The sequence below is a fragment of the Escherichia sp. WS33 genome, assembly GCF_046486385.1.
In the GTDB taxonomy this organism is placed as follows: Bacteria; Pseudomonadota; Gammaproteobacteria; order Enterobacterales; family Enterobacteriaceae; genus ECMA0423.
In genome coordinates, this window is sequence record NZ_JBJQLJ010000016.1 from 38,422 (window position 1) to 57,527 (window position 19,106).

The window sequence follows — 19,106 nt, forward strand, 5'->3', positions numbered from 1 at the left end:
TGTCCTTACTTCAGCGGCGAACGGTTACGATCAATGCCGTAGCGTTCGATCTCTTTATACGGCACGGTTTTTGACTGGCGCTTGCGCACATCTACCAGCGTCACACGGTCGGTACAGGAGTAGCAGGGATCAAGGCTACCGATAATCAGCGGTGCGTCAGAAACGGTATTGCCGCGCAGCATGTAACGCAACACCGGCCAGTTGGCGTAGGTGGCGGCACGGCAGCGCCAGCGGAACAATTTTTGGTTATCACCGAGCATGCTCCAGTGCACGTCTTCACCGCGTGGCGCTTCAACAAAGCCCAGCGCGAATGCGTGAGGTTTATAGCTAAAGCCTTCGGTCAGCAGTGGGGTATCCGGCATGTTGTCGAGGGCAAATTCCAGCATTGCCAGCGAATCAAACGTCTCTTTGACACGGACCATCACGCGGGAGAAAACATCGCCGCCGGTAAAGGTAAACAGTGTTTTTGGAATATTGCCGTAGTCGGCGTAGGGGTGATCAAAGCGCAAATCACGGGCGATTTGTCGGTCGAGAATGCCAATGCCCTGAGTGCGTTGTTCCATATTCGGCGTAGCAAGCAGCATCTCTACCAGCTCCGACACGTCGGCGCGCATCTCGCGCACCAGTTTCAGCGTTTGCAGACGTTGCTCTTTGAGAATATCGCGGCGAACACCACCAATCAGATTCAGACCGTAGGTTTTACGCGACCCGATCAGCAATTCCGCCATCGTCATCGACTTTTCCCGCACTCGGAAAAATTGCATAAAGCCGGTATCAAAACCAACGAAATGGCAGGAGAGGCCAAGGTTAAGCAAATGACTGTGTAGCCGTTCGACTTCCAGCAGAATCGAGCGAATAGTATGTGCTCGTTGCGGCACCTCAATCCCCAGTGCATTTTCAACCGAATTGGTATAGGCCACACTGTGGGCAAAACCGCAAATCCCACACACGCGGTCCGATAAGAAGGTCACTTCGTTGTAGCCCATCCGCGTTTCTGCCAGTTTCTCCATGCCGCGATGGACATAAAACAGGCGGTAATCAGCATCGACAATTTGCTCGCCATCCACAAACAAGCGGAAGTGACCCGGTTCATCGGAGGTGATATGCAGCGGGCCGACAGGGATCACCCGCGCATCGCTGTTGCCCTCATTGATAAACGCATACGTTTCGGAATCTGTCGTCGGTTCAGGGCGCAGTCGATAATCCATCGCATCTTTGCGCAGCGGATGCATATCTTCCGGCCAGTCATCGGGCAACACCAGGCGACGCTGATCCGGCAGGCCAACCGGAATCAGCCCGTACATATCGCGAATTTCTCGCTCGCCCCAGACCGCGGCAGGGACGCGCGGTGTGACTGACGGAAACTCCCGACTGTCGGCATCGACCAGTGCCTTCACCACGATCCAGCATTTTTCGGCCCCTTCCATTGAAAGGGCATAATAAACCGCGTAATGACCGTTAAGTGTCCGCTCGTCGTTGCCAAACAGGACTGGAAGCCAGCCATCATGTTGATAATAAAGATAATGTACAACGTCAGGCAGCAGATTGATTTTCACCGTAATGGTGACCTGTTCAGGCGTTTGTCGCTCTTCATCCAGCACCGCGCCGGGGAACTGCGTTTTCAGGGCGGCGAGAATCGCTTCGCCACGATTTGACGATGAATTAACGTTCACTGTGTTTCTCCGAAACAGATGCGGTGCCTGAAGGCAAAAAATCATGCCAGGTGCTACGTTGTGCAGGCAGGTCGTGCGTCCCTGAGAGGACTATAGTGGAAGCGCCCGCCAGGATCCTGATGACAGGTTGTGGAATATGCGTTCCCATCGCCAGCATCATGACCAGCAGAATCACCATTGGCGAGGTGGTCAACCAGCCGAGATCACCCCGGTTAACGGCCTGCGGCGGTTTCGCCATTAACACCCGCGCAGCCATCCGTACCAGGCCCGCCAGCACCAGCGTTAACAGCAATAACAGCAGGACGATAATCAGCAGGTGATTACGTGCCAGTCCTGCGGTAACGGTCATAAATTCGCTAAGAAAAATGTTGAAGGGCGGCATCCCTGCCAGCGCCAGCGCACCGCCGCCAAACAGCACGGCGGTAAATGGCATGATTTTGAGCATCCCACAGACGACGTTGAGATCGCGCGTGCCGTACTTGAGCAGTACATTGCCGGAACCGCAGAACAGCAGCGTTTTTGCCAGACTGTGGTTTAAGGTGTGCAGCAGCGCGGCAAAAATTCCCAGCGGCCCGCCAATGCCTAGCGCCACCGCGACCAGCCCCATGTTCTCCACGCTGGAGTACGCCAGCAGACGCTTAATGTCCCGCTGTACCAGAATGAAAAATGCCGCCACGGCAACCGACAACATGCCGAAGATGAGCAACAACCGGTTGGGGAAATCGCTGCCGATGGCTTGGCAAATAATGATGTAATAGCGAATCAGCACCAACAGCGCGCAGTTCAGCAATACGGCGGAGAGCAGGGCGCTGACCGGACTCGGCGCTTCACTGTGAGCATCCGGCAGCCAGGCGTGCATGGGAAATAGCCCGGTTTTGGTACCAAAGCCAATTAGCACAAACACAAAGGCCAACAGCATTAATGTTGGGTCAAGCAAGGACGATTGCTTAAGAACCTCGCTCCAGAATATCGCCATTTCTGCCTGCGGCATAACGCTGGCGGCGTTGGCGTATACCAGCACGGTACCGAACAGACCAAAAGCGACACCAACAGTACAAATAATGATGTACTTCCATGCTGATTCCAGCGATGAACGCTGACCGTAAATGCCTACCAGAAACGCCGAGCTTAAGGTGGTGGCTTCGATCGCCGCCCACATCACAATCAGGTTATTGCTGGTAACAACCAGCAGCATGGTGAACAAAAACAGATGGAAGAAACCGTAGTAATCGCACAGTGTAACGGGTGAAAGCTCGCCGTGTGCCACTTCATGACGCATGTAGCCAATCGAGTAAACACCGGTGAGAAAGCCAATCACACCAAGAATGGCGAGGAACAAACCGCCCAGACCATCAATATGAAGCCACAGTCCCGCAGCGAATATTTCTCCTGCATCAGCGGCAGTTTGGACCACCCAGAGTGCCAGAATCAGCAGCAGTGTGATCCCTAAGCTATGTAATACAGTCACCGTACAAGTCGCAGAGAGCCCCCGTTTCCGGCAGGCAAAACAGAGCAGCGAAAAAAGCAGCGGCGTGAGCAGGAGTAAAGCGAACATCACAGAATAACTCATCTCATTATCCCTTCAGCGCGGTCAAGTTGTTCACGTCCAGCGTGCCGTGGGTACGCCATATTTTTCTTGCCAGTAACACCATCACAATGACGGCGAAGATGGCGTCGGTAGCGATACCTATTTCCACCAGTTCCGGTGCTCGCCAGGCAAGAAGCGCCAGCACCAGATGGGAGCCGTTTTCCATCAGGCAGTAACCAAAAATTTGCCGCAGGATATTGCGCTGGCTGACAATGCACAGCAGGCCAAGCAGAAAATGACCTAACGCTACCGCCAGCGCCGGTTTCAGCCCGGTAGCCATCGGTAGCTTCACGGGCTGAACGACAAATGCGCAAAGCAGGACAATTAACGCCGCGAGCAGTGCCATCATTGCCGGACCGAATAACGCTTTTTCCGGGATGTTCTGGGGAATATTTCGTGCAGCGTAAGTCATGATTAACGGTACCAGCAGCACTTTGGTGATAAAGGCGCTGGCGGACCAGATCAGCAGTTGCTCTGCGGCGAACAGGCACGAGAGAGTGGCGAAAATAGACACCAGCACCAGCGACTGGCAGGCGTAAAATCCGCATGACAGGCGATAGCTTTTGACGCTAATCACAAACAGCGATGTCAGCATCATCAGTCCCGCCAGATTATTTACGATCATAGAACCGGTCATTCATCATCTCCTTACTGCAACCAGGTCGCGGCGATTACGCTGGAAATCAGCGACATCACAATCAGTACAATCAACACCAGGCGCATTGACCCTGGCAGCGGTGCGGCATCGGCGACGGCCTCGCTCGGTTTGCCAGGCACAACGCGACCAAACCAGCGAATAAACCAGGCGAAACTGGCGACCGATTCAATCATCAGCAGAATCATGGCGGGCAGCAGGATCCAGTACTCCACTGACAACGCAAAACCGGCAGCAAACAGCGGGAATTTACTGAAGAAGCCGTTGAACGGCGGCACACCGGTAATCGCCAGCGCTGCCACGCAGAAACCCACGCCTGGCAACGGCAGGGTGTGCAATACGCCACGCAGACGCGGCAACAAGCGCGTGCCGCAGCTGTAACTCAGCGCACCTGCTACAAGGAAAAACAGGCTTTTAGCGAACGCGTGGTTGACGATGTAGGCGATGCTGCCCTCCAGTGCCAGCCGCCCACTTTCACCTTCGATGCGGCGTGGAGATAGGCACTGATCGGTGTTGGCGCTTCCATTGCATCCGGTAGCCACGCTTGCATCGGTAGCTGGGCCGATTTCCCCCACGCGGCAAACAGGATGCCGCCATAAACCAGATAACGTGCGTCGCCATGTAACTCGCTCATCGCGCTAAGCACACACGTTCCGGTCTGCAAAAACAGCGTGGCGGCGGCAAGATACAACCCCAACGAACCGATATGGGTGATAAGCAACGCTTTTAGTGCTGAACGCTGCGCTTTATCGCTCTGGTAATAATTGATCAACGCCCAGGAGCAGCCGCCCGTAATTTCAAAAAACAACAACTGACCGAGCAGCGTCGAGGAGAGTACCAGTCCCGCCATCGCGCCGATAAACACCAGCAAAAATGCGTAATAACGATTCGTGCCGTTATGCGGGTGTTCGCGATTTTTATCCGTCAGATAACCCGTGGAGTAGATCGTGACCAGCAAACCGAGAAACACCACCACAAACAGAATCAGCGTACTCACGCGATCAATGACCAGGCCAAACAATGCCACATCCCCCACGTTGACCAACGTCAACGTGACGGCAACTTTATCGGCCTGATAAAACGCGGAGATCAGCGACAACATGCACAGCGTGGTCAGCGCGGCGAACAAAACCCCCCATTCGGCGGCCCGACGTTGTGGCGAAAACGAAACGACCAGTGCGCCGATAAAAGGCAGCAATAACGTCGTCAGAGCAAGATTTTCCATATTCCGTCAGTGCTCCTTACAGACCGGTTAACCAGAAGACCCATGCAAGCGCAGCAAGGCTGAAGCCAAGCCAGGTCACATGGTGAATGAGTAAAAAACGCCCGCGTGCCAGCGTGTTTTCTGCGATTGAGGCCAGTACAAAAATCAGCAAAACCTTGAGCAGCGTAACGACAAGTGAAGTCAGCAGGCAGGCGAGAGAAAGTTCTTGCGCGCGCCCAAAGGACAGAAACAGGGCCACAAACAGTGATGCCATCACGACCTGTTTCAGCCCCAGCCCCCATTTCGCTAGCGCCAGCCCGGCACCGGAATATTCGGTCAGCGGGCCTTCCTGTAATTCCTGTTCTGCTTCAGCAACATCAAAGGGAATTTTTCCCATCTCAATGAAGCAGGCAAAACCACAGGCCAGTAACGCCAGTACGGTGGTTAGCGGCGAGTTCCAGCCCATCGCCAGCGTATTGCTGATCATCTCGATATGCGTGGAACCTGCTATCAGCGCCAATACCAGCAGTGAGAGAATAAGCATTGGTTCGACCAGAATGCCGAGCGTCAACTCGCGACTGGCACCGACTCCCGCAAACGGACTTCCGGTATCCAGCCCGGAAAGAGCAAAGAAAAAACGAAACAGGGCAAGAAGATAGATAAGGGTGATCAGATCGCCGCCGCCCGCAAAAGGGGAAACGGTAATAAACAGTGGTAAGGCCATCGCCAGCACCAGCATGCTGCTGATTAATACCCACGGCATCAGGCGGAACATCAGACCTGAAGATGTCGGCGCAACTTCCTGGCGTTTAAACAGTTTGTGGATATCGCGATAATCCTGCCAGATCCCCGGCCCGCGGCGGGAGTGCATACGCGCGCGTATCTGCCGGGAAATACCCGTAAAAAGTGGGGTTAGCATCAGCAGAATCACGGCCTGTGCTAACGCAAAAATAACCAGATATCCGTCGCAAAGAGTTTGTCTCATGGTGATTTCCTTAGACGGCAATAGCGATTAGCAGCACAACCAGTGCGGCGACCACATACAGGCAATAGAGACGAAAGTCGCCGCTTTGCAGATGCTGTATTTCTTTGGCCAGCCGTTGGGTGGCGCTCACGATGGGGCGGATCACCCGCTCATCCCAGAAGGGTTCTGTGCTCTGAGCCCTGGCGGTGACGTGCGCAAAACCTTTATTTAGCCTCAGCGTAGGGTCGAGCTGTTGTCGTAGACGAAATAACGCAGAGAAGACCACACGCAGCGGCTGCATCACGCCATTGCCTGACGGGGCCATCGCATTTTCCCAGCCGTAGCCGCATGCCCAGGCATCTCCTGTGCGACGAAACGCTGCGCGGCGCGAACGACACCACAGCCAGTAAAGGCCAGGCAGCAAAGGCATCGCCAGTAGTAACAGCAACAGTAATGAGGGGGTGACCTGTGTATGAAACGTGCCGGGTACAAGTGCTATTCCGCTGGCGACAGTGACGGGAGGGGTATTGGTAAACGCATGGGCAATATGCATTATCTTCGGTGCCAGCCAACTGGCACTAAGCGCAATTAATACGCAGAGTGCCGCGAGCAGTAGCATGGCGACGATCATCGTATTTGGCACTTCCTGTGCCTCTTCAGCGTGTGTACTGCGCGGCGCACCACAGAAAGTAATACCGTACATTTTTACGAAGCACATTACTGCCAGCCCACCAGTGACTGCCAGCATTACCATAGCAATAGGACCCGCAAGTTGTAGCGCTACGGCTTCCACACGACTTAGTGAGAACAGCGACTGCCAGGTGTACCATTCGCTGATAAAACCATTCAGCGGAGGAATGGCTGATATCGCGAGGCAACCAATCAGGCATGCTGCGGCTGTCCACGGCATCCGTTTCGCCAGTGCCCCCATTTTTTCCATGTCGTGGGTATGCAAACGCGAAATAATCGCGCCCGCGCCGAGAAATAGCAGCCCTTTGAACAGCGCATGGTTGAGCAGATGAAACAGTGCGCCGAGCAGTCCAACCACGGTGAGCAGCGGGTCGTGCAGTGACAGACCGACCATCGCCACACCGACTGCCAGCAAAATAATGCCGACGTTTTCGACGGTACTCCAGGCCAGCAGCCGTTTGATATCCTGTTCCGCCAGCGCATACAGCACGCCCAGGAGCGCGGAGATTGCGCCGATCGCCATCACCAGAATGCCCCACCACAGCGGCAAACCCGTTTGCGCCAGCAGGTCCATCGCTACTTTCAGGATGCCGAAAATACCGATTTTGACCATTACGCCAGACATCAACGCCGAAGCGTGCGATGGTGCGGCAGGGTGAGCGCGCGGCAACCAGCTGTGCAACGGCATCATCCCGGCTTTCGCGCCAAAACCGAAAAAGGCCAGCAGGAACACCGCCGACGCCAGCCCCGGAGAAAGTGAAAGCGTGCGGAAACTGGCAAAATCGAGGCTGCCGCTTTCGCGCCCCATCAGCAAGAAGGCGATCATAATCAGCACCGATCCGGCGTGGGCGATAAAAAAGTAGAGCATGCCAGCGTTGATCGACGTTTTATCCTGCCTGGCAATGACCAGAAACCTGGAAGACAGCGACATCATTTCAAACAGCACGATGAACCAAAAAGCGTTGTCCATCACCAGCAGGGCAACCATCGATGCGATGAAAAGATTCATAAAGAAGCCCATCGCCGCCGCGCCTTTGCCCTCGTATTCGCGCATATAAGTCAATGAATAGAGCGAACAAACCACCACCAGCAAGGAGATAACCAGCACCATAAATGCCGAGAGGCTATCCATTCGCAGGGTTAAATCGGCAAAGTCAAAAGGGGTGGCAAAATGGGCGACTAAAGTTACACCAGCATGTAATTGCGTAATTCCGCTGATGATGCCAATCACGCCGCCCACCAGCGATGTGATGCCGGAAAGCTTAATAGCCAGTCTGTCCAGACCGAGTAAAAACAGCGAAGCCAGACTGGCAAACAGATAGAGGATCAGCGACCAGGTTAATAATTGCAGGGCATCCATTAGTGTTGCTCCTGAGTGAGGGAAAGGGGATCCTCCCCGCCATTGGCAAACCAGCTTGCGGCAAGGCGCTGTTTTTCTTTCATCTGACGTTGCAGGCTATCGTCGGTGATCAGCCGTAACGCCTGATTCGGGCAAGCGCGAACGCAGGCCGGACCTTCTGGCAAGAAATCACACAGGTCGCATTTCACCGCGACGGTCTGGACACCCGGTTCCCAGCGCAGCAACGCATGTTGGGGCAGCACGTTTTCTTCGCCGTCTTTGAGTGAGCCTTCAGCCTGAAAAACATATTGCGCATGGGCATTCACCGGACGGCTTCCTGAAGCGCTGATTGCGCCAAATGGGCAGACCACGGCGCAAAGCTTGCAGCCAATACAGAGGCTTTCGTTGAGTTGGATCGCATCATCCCTCTGAGAGATGGCATTGACCGGGCAGACCTGCAGGCAAGGGGCTTCCTCACAGTGATGACACACGACAGGGGCAGTGATTGTTGACGTCTTCGCCAGGGCCAGGCGCGGGTGTTGCTGTAAACCTTGCGTTTTATGCACGTCCGAACAGGCAGCGAGACAGGTATTACATCCTGTACACCACAGTGGTTCGGCCACCACAAAGCGGTTCATGTCGGCTCCTTGAAAATGATATGAAACATTGCATTTCATATTGCATAAAGGATGCCATTCTTATTAACTCAATATATTCAATAAGTTATGTATTGACTGGATTCTGAACGGTACAAAAATGATGGTCATTAACGTTCAGCAAAAAATGGATTCGACACCCGTGTCGCAGGGGAAAGCGAGAATGTGATCTTGATCACGAGAAGTGAGGTATGCTGGCCGCAAGCGCAGCCAGCACGGAATGGAGCAAAGTAATCAGGCGTGTTCTTTCAGCCAGTTCAGCACAACGTCGTGGTGATTGCTGGTTTTGAAATCGTCAAAGACATGTTCGATTTTGCCATCAGCGTCAATCAGGAAGCTGATGCGATGAATGCCATCGTAGGTTTTGCCCATGAAGGACTTTTCACCCCAGACGCCGAATTGTTCGCACACCTGGTGGTCCTCATCAGACAGGAGCGTAAAGTTAAGCAGCTCTTTTTCCGCAAAACGGGAGAGTTTTTCGGGTTTATCGGTGCTGATACCCAGCACATCAACGCCCGCTTTTTTCAACTCATCCATGTTATCGCGTAAGCCGCAGGCCTGTACGGTACAGCCGGGGGTCATGGCTTTCGGGTAGAAATAAACCAGAACACGCTGTCCCTGGAAGTCGGTCAAATTAACTTGTTCTCCGTCTTGATCCGGCAAGCTAAATTTCGGTGCGATATCACCGGCTTTCAGTGGATTCATTACTTAACTCCATCCTGTTCATCATGTTGGGAATAATTGACGACGTTAATACTGCCTTGTGCATTGAGTTCTGTACATAGGGCTTTGAACGCTTGCTCAATATTTGCTGCGTCCGCAGATGCGGGGCTGTGGGCGGTTATCTGAATATGCAACTGCGCAGCCCGTTCATTTTCAGCAGGTTGCGTGCGCGACACCAGCTCCGCAATGTTCATATGATGCGCGTCGAAAAGTGCTGTGAAGCGTTCAATTAAATGCGGGGAGTCTGCCACATCGACCTGAACCCAGACAGATGCTGGCATTGGCGGACGCGGACGCGCCGTCGTGCGCTTCATCACGATTAAAAGATCCAGTTCGGCACCTTTCAACGGTAACGTTGATTCAATCAGAGTAATGGCATTCCATGAACCGGAAAGCAGCATAATAAACGTGAACTCTTCTCCCAGCATCGCCAGGCGACTGTCTTCAATATTACAGCCGCAACTACTGACATGACGGGTGATGGTGTTCACAATTCCAGGGCGATCGGCACCCAACGCAGTGATCACCAGATAATGTTGCGATGACAGTGTCAAACTGGTTATTCCTTTAAGGGGTGAGTTGTTCTTAAGGAAAGCATAAAAAAAACATGCATACAACAATCAGAACGGTTCTGTCTGCTTGCTTTTAATGCCATACCAAACGTACCATTGAGACACTTGTTTGCACAGAGGATGGCCCATGTTCACGGGAAGTATTGTCGCGATTGTTACTCCGATGGATGAAAAAGGTAATGTCTGTCGGGCTAGCTTGAAAAAACTGATTGATTATCATGTCGCCAGCGGTACTTCGGCGATCGTTTCTGTTGGCACCACTGGCGAGTCCGCTACCTTAAATCATGACGAACATGCTGATGTGGTGATGATGACGCTGGAGCTGGCTGATGGGCGCATTCCGGTAATTGCCGGGACCGGCGCTAACGCTACTGCGGAAGCCATTAGCCTGACGCAGCGCTTCAATGACAGTGGTATCGTCGGCTGCCTGACGGTAACCCCTTACTACAATCGTCCGTCGCAAGAAGGTTTGTATCAGCATTTCAAAGCCATCGCTGAGCATACTGACCTGCCGCAAATTCTGTATAATGTGCCGTCCCGTACTGGCTGCGATCTGCTCCCGGAAACGGTGGGCCGTCTGGCGAAAGTAAAAAATATTATCGGAATCAAAGAGGCAACAGGGAACTTAACGCGTGTAAACCAGATCAAAGAGCTGGTTTCAGATGATTTTGTTCTGCTGAGCGGCGATGATGCGAGCGCGCTGGACTTCATGCAATTGGGCGGTCATGGGGTTATTTCCGTTACGGCTAACGTCGCAGCGCGTGATATGGCCCAGATGTGCAAACTGGCAGCAGAAGGGCATTTTGCCGAGGCACGCGTTATTAATCAGCGTCTGATGCCATTACACAACAAACTATTTGTCGAACCCAATCCAATCCCGGTGAAATGGGCATGTAAGGAACTGGGTCTTGTGGCGACCGATACGCTGCGCCTGCCAATGACACCAATCACCGACAGTGGTCGTGAGACGGTCAGAGCGGCGCTTAAGCATGCCGGTTTGCTGTAAAGTTTAGGGAGATTTGATGGCTTACTCTGTTCAAAAGTCGCGCCTGGCAAAGGTTGCGGGTGTTTCGCTTGTTTTATTACTCGCTGCCTGTAGTTCTGACTCACGCTATAAGCGTCAGGTCAGTGGTGATGAAGCCTACCTGGAAGCGGCACCGCTTGCGGAGCTTCATGCCCCGGCTGGAATGATTTTGCCGGTGACCTCCGGTGATTATGCAATCCCGGTGACCAACGGTAGTGGTGCTGTCGGTAAGGCGCTGGACATTCGTCCACCAGCCCAGCCGCTGGCACTGGTTTCTGGCGCGCGTACCCAGTTCACGGGCGATACCGCTTCATTGCTGGTGGAAAATGGTCGTGGCAATACTCTGTGGCCGCAGGTGGTTAGTGTGCTGCAGGCGAAAAACTACACCATCACCCAACGTGATGATGCTGGTCAGACACTGACCACCGATTGGGTACAATGGAACCGTCTGGACGAAGACGAGCAGTATCGTGGTCGTTATCAAATCTCTGTTAAGCCGCAGGGTTATCAGCAGGCGGTTACGGTTAAACTGCTGAACCTGGAACAGGCGGGCAAACCGGTTGCAGACGCGGCTTCCATGCAGCGTTACAGCACGGAGATGATGAACGTTATTTCCGCCGGTCTGGATAAATCTGCCACTGACGCCGCGAACGCTGCGCAAAATCGTGCCTCCACCACTATGGACGTACAAAGTGCAGCTGATGACACCGGTTTACCGATGCTGGTCGTACGCGGGCCGTTCAATGTGGTTTGGCAACGTCTGCCAGCGGCGCTGGAAAAAGTGGGCATGAAAGTGACCGACAGCACCCGTTCGCAGGGTAACATGGCCGTAACTTATAAGCCGCTGTCTGACAGCGACTGGCAGGAACTGGGCGCGAGCGATCCAGGCCTGGCATCCGGTGACTATAAACTGCAGGTTGGCGATTTAGATAACCGCAGCAGCCTACAGTTCATCGATCCGAAAGGTCATACTCTGACTCAGAGTCAGAACGACGCGCTGGTAGCTGTCTTCCAGGCTGCGTTTAGCAAGTAAAAATACAGGGCTGGAATCATCCGGCCCTTTTTTCTGATATGATACGCAAACGTGTGCGTCGGCAGGAAAACGCGATTTTAGCGGTAATTCGCACGAAATTTGTTTGTCGGACGTAGTTCGGATAAGGCGTTCACGCCGCATCCGACAAAACATCCGGCACACCAGACAGCAAAAGATTTTAAAACGTTAATTCATACCCAGGAGTGATAAAGATGCAAAAGCAAGCTGAGTTGTATCGTGGTAAAGCGAAAACCGTATACAGCACGGAAAACCCGGACCTGTTGGTGCTCGAATTCCGCAATGATACGTCAGCAGGGGATGGCGCGCGCATTGAGCAGTTTGATCGCAAAGGTATGGTGAACAACAAGTTCAACTACTTCATCATGAGCAAACTGGCTGAAGCGGGTATCCCGACTCAAATGGAGCGTCTGCTCTCCGATACCGAATGTCTGGTGAAAAAGCTGGATATGGTGCCGGTTGAGTGTGTCGTGCGTAACCGTGCTGCTGGCTCTCTGGTGAAACGTCTTGGAATCGAAGAAGGTATTGAGCTGAACCCGCCGCTGTTCGATCTGTTCCTGAAAAACGACGCCATGCACGATCCGATGGTCAACGAATCTTACTGCGAAACCTTTGGCTGGGTGAGCAAAGAGAACCTGGCGCGTATGAAAGAGCTGACCTACAAAGCGAACGACGTGCTGAAAAAACTGTTCGATGATGCTGGTCTGATTCTGGTCGACTTCAAGCTGGAGTTTGGCCTGTACAAAGGTGAAGTGGTACTGGGCGATGAGTTCTCCCCGGACGGCAGCCGCCTGTGGGACAAAGAAACACTGGAGAAAATGGACAAAGACCGTTTCCGCCAGAGCCTCGGTGGCCTGATCGAAGCCTATGAAGCCGTCGCCCGCCGCCTGGGTGTACAGCTGGACTGATTTTTCTGGTTGCTTGTTTCTTTAGCCGGAGGGTACTCCGGCTAAATGTCTTTGATACCCCCGCTACAATACTTCTCATTATCTCCCTTTGACAGGAAAGTCATACCAGGCCAATATGTATATACATAACGTATATCCCAAAAAGGGGGGGCTATGGAAACTACTGTATTTTTAAGTAATCGCAGTCAGGCCGTCAGATTACCGAAAGCGGTCGCTCTGCCAGAAGACGTTAAGAAAGTAGAAATTATTGCGATTGGTCGTACAAGAATCATCACTCCCGCCGGTGAGTCCTGGGACAGTTGGTTTGATGGCGAAAATGTGAGTGCGGATTTTATGGATATCCGTGATCAACCCGCAATGCAGGAAAGGGAATCATTTTGATGCTGAAATTCATGCTGGATACCAATATCTGTATTTTCACTATTAAGAATAAACCAGTACATGTCAGAGAGCGGTTTAACCTGAATTCTGGCCGGATGTGTATAAGTTCTGTAACATTGATGGAGCTTATCTATGGGGCAGAAAAAAGTCAGATGCCAGAACGCAATTTGGCGGTTATTGAAGGTTTCGTATCTCGTTTGGTAGTGCTTGATTATGATAGTGCTGCTGCGACGCATACCGGGCAAATCAGGGCCGAGCTTGCCCGGCAGGGAAGGCCTGTTGGACCTTTTGACCAGATGATAGCGGGACATGCTCGCAGTCGCGGTTTGATTGTGGTTACCAACAATACCCGAGAGTTTGAGCGAGTGGCGGGAATCAGACTAGAAGACTGGAGCTAACATTCTCTTTTACTTCTAACATTCGTAAATTATATAACGTGGCATGAAGCCTTAATTCCTCCGCCATTTCATCCCGCTTTCCTGTGGTAATCTTCCTCTGAACCACCTACGATCATTTCTATAATGAATATATTGTTGAGGTATCTATGCGTTGGCAAGGGCGACGTGAAAGTGACAATGTTGAAGACAGGCGCAACAGCTCCGGTGGTCCGTCTATGGGCGGTCCTGGTTTTCGCCTGCCAAGCGGTAAAGGCGGGCTGATTTTACTGTTAGTCGTGCTGGTTGCAGGCTACTATGGTGTTGATTTAACCGGGTTAATGACTGGACAGCCGGTTTCCCAACAACAATCAACGCGGTCCATTAGCCCTAATGAAGACGAAGCTGCAAAATTCACCTCGGTGATTCTGGCAACCACGGAAGACACCTGGGGACAACAGTTCGAGAAGATGGGTAAGACCTATCAGCAACCGAAGCTGGTCATGTACCGTGGAATGACGCGCACCGGCTGCGGGGCTGGTCAGTCCATTATGGGGCCGTTCTATTGCCCGGCGGATGGCACAGTTTATATCGATCTCTCCTTCTATGATGACATGAAAGACAAACTTGGCGCGGATGGCGATTTTGCCCAGGGGTACGTTATCGCCCATGAAGTCGGTCATCATGTGCAGAAACTGTTAGGCATCGAGCCGAAAGTTCGTCAACTGCAACAAAACGCGACGCAGGCGGAAGTGAACCGCTTATCTGTGCGTATGGAACTCCAGGCCGACTGTTTTGCCGGTGTCTGGGGGCATAGTATGCAGCAGCAAGGCGTTCTGGAAACCGGCGATCTGGAAGAGGCGCTGAACGCGGCGCAGGCCATCGGCGATGACCGTTTACAACAGCAAAGTCAGGGGCGAGTAGTACCAGATAGTTTCACACATGGCACTTCTCAGCAACGCTACAGCTGGTTTAAACGTGGTTTCGACAGCGGCGATCCGGCACAATGCAATACTTTTGGTAAAAGCATTTAACTTCCGGGGCAGGGATGGCTGAACTGACTGCGCTTCACACATTAACAGCGCAAATGAAACGTGAAGGGATCCGCCGCTTGCTGGTGTTGAGCGGGGAAGAGGGTTGGTGTTTTGATCATGCGCTTAAGTTGCGTGATGCCTTACCTGGCGACTGGCTGTGGATTTCGCCGCAGCCAGATGCTGAAAACCACTGTTCACCCTCGGCGCTACAAACTTTACTTGGGCGCGAGTTCCGGCATGCGGTATTCGACGCCCGCCACGGCTTTGATGCCGCTGCCTTTGCAGCACTTAGCGGAACGTTGAAAGCGGGAAGCTGGCTGGTTTTGTTACTCCCTGTATGGGAAGAGTGGGAAAACCAACCTGATGCCGACTCGCTGCGCTGGAGTGATTGCCCTGACCCTATTGCGACGCCGCATTTTGTCCAGCATCTCAAACGCGTACTTACGGCGGATAACGACGCTATCCTCTGGCGGCAAAACCAGCCGTTCTCGTTGGCGCATTTTACTCCCCGTACTGACTGGCACCCCGCGACCGGCGCACCACAACCAGAACAACAGCAACTCTTACAGCAGCTACTGACCATGCCTCCGGGCGTGGCAGCGGTAACGGCTGCGCGTGGGCGCGGTAAGTCGGCGTTGGCAGGGCAACTCATTTCTCGTATTGCGGGCAGTGCGATTGTCACCGCGCCCGCAAAAGCGGCAACGGATGTACTGGCACAATTTGCGGGCGAGAAGTTTCGCTTTATTGCACCGGATGCCTTGTTAGCCAGCGATGAGCAAGCCGACTGGCTGGTGGTCGACGAAGCCGCAGCCATACCTGCGCCGTTGTTGCATCAACTGGTATCGCGTTTTCCTCGAACGTTGTTAACCACTACGGTGCAGGGCTACGAAGGCACCGGACGTGGTTTTTTGCTGAAATTTTGCGCTCGCTTTCCGCATTTACACCGTTTTGAACTGCAACAGCCGATCCGCTGGGCACAGGGATGCCCGCTGGAAAAAATGGTTAGTGAGGCACTGGTTTTTGACGATGAAAACTTCACCCATACACCACAAGGCAATATCGTCATTTCCGCATTTGAACAAACGTTATGGCGAAGCGAGCCAGAAACGCCGTTAAAGGTTTATCAGTTATTGTCTGGTGCGCACTACCGGACTTCGCCGCTGGATTTACGCCGGATGATGGATGCACCAGGGCAACATTTTTTACAGGCGGCTGGCGAAAACGAGATTGCCGGAGCGCTGTGGCTGGTGGATGAGGGGGGATTATCTCAACAACTCAGTCAGGCGGTATGGGCAGGTTTTCGTCGCCCGCGGGGTAATCTGGTGGCCCAGTCGCTGGCGGCGCACGGTAGCAATCCACTGGCAGCGACATTGCGTGGACGGCGGGTCAGCCGGATAGCAGTTCATCCGGCGCGTCAGCGGGAAGGCACAGGGCAGCAACTTATTGCTGGTGCTTTGCAATATACGCGTGACCTCGACTATCTTTCGGTGAGTTTTGGTTACACCGGGGAGTTATGGCGTTTCTGGCACCGCTGCGGTTTTGTGCTGGTGCGGATGGGTAATCATCGTGAAGCCAGCAGCGGTTGCTATACGGCGATGGCGCTGTTACCGATGAGTGATGCGGGTAAACAGCTGGCTGAACGTGAGCATTACCGTTTACGTCGCGATGCGCAAGCTCTCGCGCAGTGGAATGGCGAAACACTTCCTGTTGATCCACTAAACGATATCGTGCTTTCTGACGACGACTGGCTTGAACTGGCCGGTTTTGCTTTTGCTCATCGTCCGCTATTAACGTCGTTAGGTTGCTTATTGCGTCTGCTACAAACCAGTGAACTGGCATTACCGGCGCTGCGTGGGCGTTTACAGAAAAATGCCAGTGATGCGCAGTTATGTACCACACTTAAACTTTCAGGCCGCAAGATGTTACTGGTCCGTCAGCGGGAAGAGGCCGCGCAGGCGCTGTGCGCACTTAATGATGTTCGCACTGAGCGTCTGCGCGATCGCATAACGCAATGGCAATTTTTTCACTGACTCCTTCAATTTTCTCCCATGGTCATTGTGAGTCAGCGGCGTAAAATTAATGACATCAGTTAAGGAGTTCGCCATGAAACATGACCATTTTGTTGTTCAAAGCCCGGATAAACCTGCGCAACAGTTGTTACTGCTTTTCCACGGTGTCGGGGATAACCCGGTGGCAATGGGGGAAATAGGTAGCTGGTTTGCACCGCTGTTTCCTGATGCGCTGGTGGTGAGTGTCGGTGGCGCGGAGCCGAGCGGTAATCCGGCGGGGCGTCAGTGGTTTTCGGTGCAGGGTATTACGGAAGATAATCGCCAGGCGCGTGTGGATGCGATCATGCCGACGTTTATTGAAACGGTGCGCTACTGGCAGAAACAGAGCGGAGTAGGGGCTAACGCCACGGCACTCATCGGTTTCTCTCAAGGCGCGATTATGGTGCTGGAGAGCATTAAAGCCGAACCGGGCCTTGCTTCACGCGTCATTGCTTTTAACGGACGCTATGCGAGCCTGCCGGAAACTGCGTCTACAGCCACGACAATTCACCTGATTCATGGCGGTGAAGATCCGGTTATCGATCTGGCGCATGCGGTTGCGGCGCAGGAAGCGTTAATCAGTGCCGGTGGTGACGTGACGCTGGATATCGTGGAGGATTTAGGCCATGCGATCGACAATCGCAGTATGCAATTTGCCCTGGATCACTTGCGTTATACCATTCCGAAACATTATTTCGACGAAGCGCTAAGTGGCGGTAAGCCTGGCGATGATGATGTGATTGAAATGATGTAAAAGACAGATTACCTGGCCTGATAAGACGCGTGAGCGTCGCATCAGGCATCGTTCACCATTGCCGGATGCGGCGTTAACGCCTTATCCGGCCTACGGTTGAGCACTCAGCTTACTTCTTCGGTTGATCCTTTTTCGGCCAGTCGTCGTCATCGTCCCACTTATCGTTGAAATCACGATGCGGGGGAAGCTCCGGCTTGTTGGCGAGAAATTTCTTATGGTCGACGCGCTTGAGATCTTTAATCACGTTCAGCAGGACGCCTACCAAAAAGACAATCACCAGAATCCACCAATATTTAGCCAGCCAGTCCATGCTTATTTCCTCTTGCAGAACCACTCATCAGGCGACGAGCTGTTCCATGATACGTTGATACATACGGGCAAGTAGCTGCAGGTCGGCAGCGTTCACACATTCATTAATTTTATGAATAGTGGCATTGACCGGCCCGAGTTCCACCACCTGCGCCCCCATGCGAGCAATAAAGCGCCCGTCGGACGTTCCGCCTGTGGTCAGTAGCTGCGGTTTAATTTCATTATAGTGCTCAACCGCGTTAACGACCGCATCCACCAGTTTACCGCGCGCGGTCAAAAATGGCTGCCCGGAAAGCCACCAGTCCACCGTATAACGCAGTTGATGTTTTTCAAGCAGGGCAAGCACCTGTGCTTTGATCATCTCATCAGTCAGTTCGGTGCTGAAGCGGAAGTTAAACTGCACAAACAGTTCACCCGGAATAACATTGTTACTGCCCGTTCCCGCCTGAATATTAGCAATCTGCATACTGGTCGCCGGGAAAAATTCATTGCCCTGATCCCACTCAATAGCCACTAATTCATTAAGGAAAGGTGCTGCGCGATGTACTGGATTGTCAGCCAGATGCGGGTAGGCCACATGCCCCTGAACGCCATGAATGGTAAGGTTGCAGGTTAACGATCCGCGACGACCATTTTTCACCACATCACCAACCACTTCGATACTCGACGGTTCGCCGACCAGGCAGTAATCGAGACGCTCATTACGTGCCATCAACGCTTCGACGACTTTTACCGTACCGTTGTGGGCACTGGCTTCTTCATCAGAGGTGATCAGAAATGCCAGTCGCCCCGTATGGTTGGGATGTTGTGCGACAAAGCGTTCTGCCGCTACCACCATCGCCGCCAGCGAGCCTTTCATATCTGCCGCACCGCGTCCGAATAACATGCCATCACGAATGGTGGGTTCAAACGGCGGATTGATCCAACGATCGGCGTCGCCAGGCGGCACCACGTCGGTATGCCCGGCAAAGGCCAACGTTTCACCTTGCCCACGCCATGCCCAAAAATTCTGCGTATCGGCAAAATCCATGCGTTCAACGGTAAAACCGATCGCCTGCAAACGTTCAATCAACAAAGCCTGGCATCCTGCGTCATCAGGACTCAGGGAAGGGCGGCGAATAAGCTGTTGTGTCAGCTCAATAACCGGGCACGACATAGA

At 53.1% G+C, this 19,106-nt stretch carries 18 protein-coding genes and 1 pseudogene; 8 read left to right on the forward strand and 11 right to left on the reverse strand.

What is annotated here, in order from left to right; genetic code table 11:
- Positions 1 to 5: 5 nt before the first annotated feature.
- From hyfG to ACJHXA_RS14310, 9 genes and pseudogenes are all read right to left on the reverse strand, one after another.
- The gene (gene hyfG / locus ACJHXA_RS14270; RefSeq protein ID WP_001102295.1) at positions 6 to 1,673 is read right to left on the reverse strand and encodes a hydrogenase 4 catalytic subunit HyfG; all 1,668 of its coding nucleotides are present in this window, start codon (positions 1,671 to 1,673) and stop codon (positions 6 to 8) included.
- Entirely contained in the window at positions 1,663 to 3,243 is a 1,581-nt protein-coding gene (gene hyfF / locus ACJHXA_RS14275; RefSeq protein ID WP_000122552.1) for a hydrogenase 4 subunit F, read from the reverse strand. The genes hyfG and hyfF overlap by 11 nt, the downstream gene beginning before the upstream one ends.
- Positions 3,244 to 3,247: 4 nt before the next feature.
- Positions 3,248 to 3,898, reverse strand: coding sequence for a hydrogenase 4 membrane subunit (gene hyfE, locus ACJHXA_RS14280; protein ID WP_000147987.1), 651 nt, complete (start codon positions 3,896 to 3,898; stop codon positions 3,248 to 3,250).
- 11 nt (positions 3,899 to 3,909) lie between these two features.
- Positions 3,910 to 5,141: pseudogene (locus ACJHXA_RS14285) on the reverse strand (hydrogenase 4 subunit D).
- A 16-nt stretch (positions 5,142 to 5,157) separates the two neighbouring features.
- Positions 5,158 to 6,105, reverse strand: coding sequence for a hydrogenase 4 subunit HyfC (gene hyfC / locus ACJHXA_RS14290; protein WP_001317255.1), 948 nt, complete (start codon positions 6,103 to 6,105; stop codon positions 5,158 to 5,160).
- 10 nt (positions 6,106 to 6,115) lie between these two features.
- The gene (gene hyfB / locus ACJHXA_RS14295) at positions 6,116 to 8,134 is read right to left on the reverse strand and encodes a hydrogenase 4 subunit B (RefSeq protein ID WP_000339446.1); all 2,019 of its coding nucleotides are present in this window, start codon (positions 8,132 to 8,134) and stop codon (positions 6,116 to 6,118) included.
- Entirely contained in the window at positions 8,134 to 8,751 is a 618-nt protein-coding gene (gene hyfA, locus ACJHXA_RS14300) for a hydrogenase 4 subunit HyfA (protein WP_001295470.1), read from the reverse strand. Before hyfA ends, hyfB begins: the two co-directional genes overlap by 1 nt.
- 252 nt (positions 8,752 to 9,003) lie before the next feature.
- Positions 9,004 to 9,474, reverse strand: coding sequence for a thioredoxin-dependent thiol peroxidase (gene bcp, locus ACJHXA_RS14305; RefSeq protein WP_001068682.1), 471 nt, complete (start codon positions 9,472 to 9,474; stop codon positions 9,004 to 9,006).
- The gene (locus ACJHXA_RS14310; RefSeq protein ID WP_000176187.1) at positions 9,474 to 10,046 is read right to left on the reverse strand and encodes a glycine cleavage system transcriptional repressor; all 573 of its coding nucleotides are present in this window, start codon (positions 10,044 to 10,046) and stop codon (positions 9,474 to 9,476) included. Before ACJHXA_RS14310 ends, bcp begins: the two co-directional genes overlap by 1 nt.
- Positions 10,047 to 10,191: 145 nt before the next feature.
- Here ACJHXA_RS14310 and dapA point away from each other — a divergent pair, with 145 nt between their 5' ends.
- From dapA to ypfH, 8 genes are all read left to right on the forward strand, one after another.
- Entirely contained in the window at positions 10,192 to 11,070 is an 879-nt protein-coding gene (gene dapA / locus ACJHXA_RS14315; protein WP_001295469.1) for a 4-hydroxy-tetrahydrodipicolinate synthase, read from the forward strand.
- Positions 11,071 to 11,086: 16 nt separating this feature from the next.
- Positions 11,087 to 12,121, forward strand: a complete 1,035-nt coding sequence (gene bamC / locus ACJHXA_RS14320) for an outer membrane protein assembly factor BamC (protein ID WP_001297320.1) — start codon at positions 11,087 to 11,089, stop codon at positions 12,119 to 12,121.
- A 212-nt stretch (positions 12,122 to 12,333) separates the two neighbouring features.
- Positions 12,334 to 13,047 carry a phosphoribosylaminoimidazolesuccinocarboxamide synthase gene (gene purC, locus ACJHXA_RS14325; protein WP_001295467.1) on the forward strand — a complete coding sequence of 238 codons (714 nt, stop codon included), beginning with the start codon at positions 12,334 to 12,336 and terminating at the stop codon, positions 13,045 to 13,047.
- 153 nt (positions 13,048 to 13,200) lie between these two features.
- Complete coding sequence (vapB, locus tag ACJHXA_RS14330; RefSeq protein WP_000450524.1) at positions 13,201 to 13,428, forward strand: toxin-antitoxin system antitoxin VapB; 228 nt, start codon at positions 13,201 to 13,203, stop codon at positions 13,426 to 13,428.
- Positions 13,428 to 13,826 (forward strand): type II toxin-antitoxin system tRNA(fMet)-specific endonuclease VapC, encoded by a 399-nt coding sequence (locus ACJHXA_RS14335; RefSeq protein WP_000911330.1) that lies wholly within the window; start codon positions 13,428 to 13,430, stop codon positions 13,824 to 13,826. The genes vapB and ACJHXA_RS14335 overlap by 1 nt, the downstream gene beginning before the upstream one ends.
- Positions 13,827 to 13,972: 146 nt before the next feature.
- Positions 13,973 to 14,836 (forward strand): neutral zinc metallopeptidase, encoded by an 864-nt coding sequence (locus ACJHXA_RS14340; RefSeq protein WP_001267508.1) that lies wholly within the window; start codon positions 13,973 to 13,975, stop codon positions 14,834 to 14,836.
- A gap of 14 nt (positions 14,837 to 14,850) precedes the next feature.
- A complete protein-coding gene (gene tmcA, locus ACJHXA_RS14345) occupies positions 14,851 to 16,866 on the forward strand; it encodes a tRNA cytosine(34) acetyltransferase TmcA (RefSeq protein ID WP_000829329.1) in 2,016 nt (671 codons plus the stop codon).
- Positions 16,867 to 16,939: 73 nt separating this feature from the next.
- Positions 16,940 to 17,638, forward strand: coding sequence for an esterase (ypfH, locus tag ACJHXA_RS14350; RefSeq protein WP_000679823.1), 699 nt, complete (start codon positions 16,940 to 16,942; stop codon positions 17,636 to 17,638).
- Positions 17,639 to 17,747: 109 nt separating this feature from the next.
- Here the strand turns inward: ypfH and ACJHXA_RS14355 are convergent, their stop codons facing one another.
- Both ACJHXA_RS14355 and dapE read right to left on the reverse strand, forming a co-directional pair.
- Complete coding sequence (locus ACJHXA_RS14355) at positions 17,748 to 17,948, reverse strand: YpfN family protein (RefSeq protein WP_000383836.1); 201 nt, start codon at positions 17,946 to 17,948, stop codon at positions 17,748 to 17,750.
- A gap of 27 nt (positions 17,949 to 17,975) precedes the next feature.
- Positions 17,976 to 19,103 carry a succinyl-diaminopimelate desuccinylase gene (dapE, locus tag ACJHXA_RS14360; RefSeq protein WP_001277801.1) on the reverse strand — a complete coding sequence of 376 codons (1,128 nt, stop codon included), beginning with the start codon at positions 19,101 to 19,103 and terminating at the stop codon, positions 17,976 to 17,978.
- Positions 19,104 to 19,106: the final 3 nt, after the last annotated feature.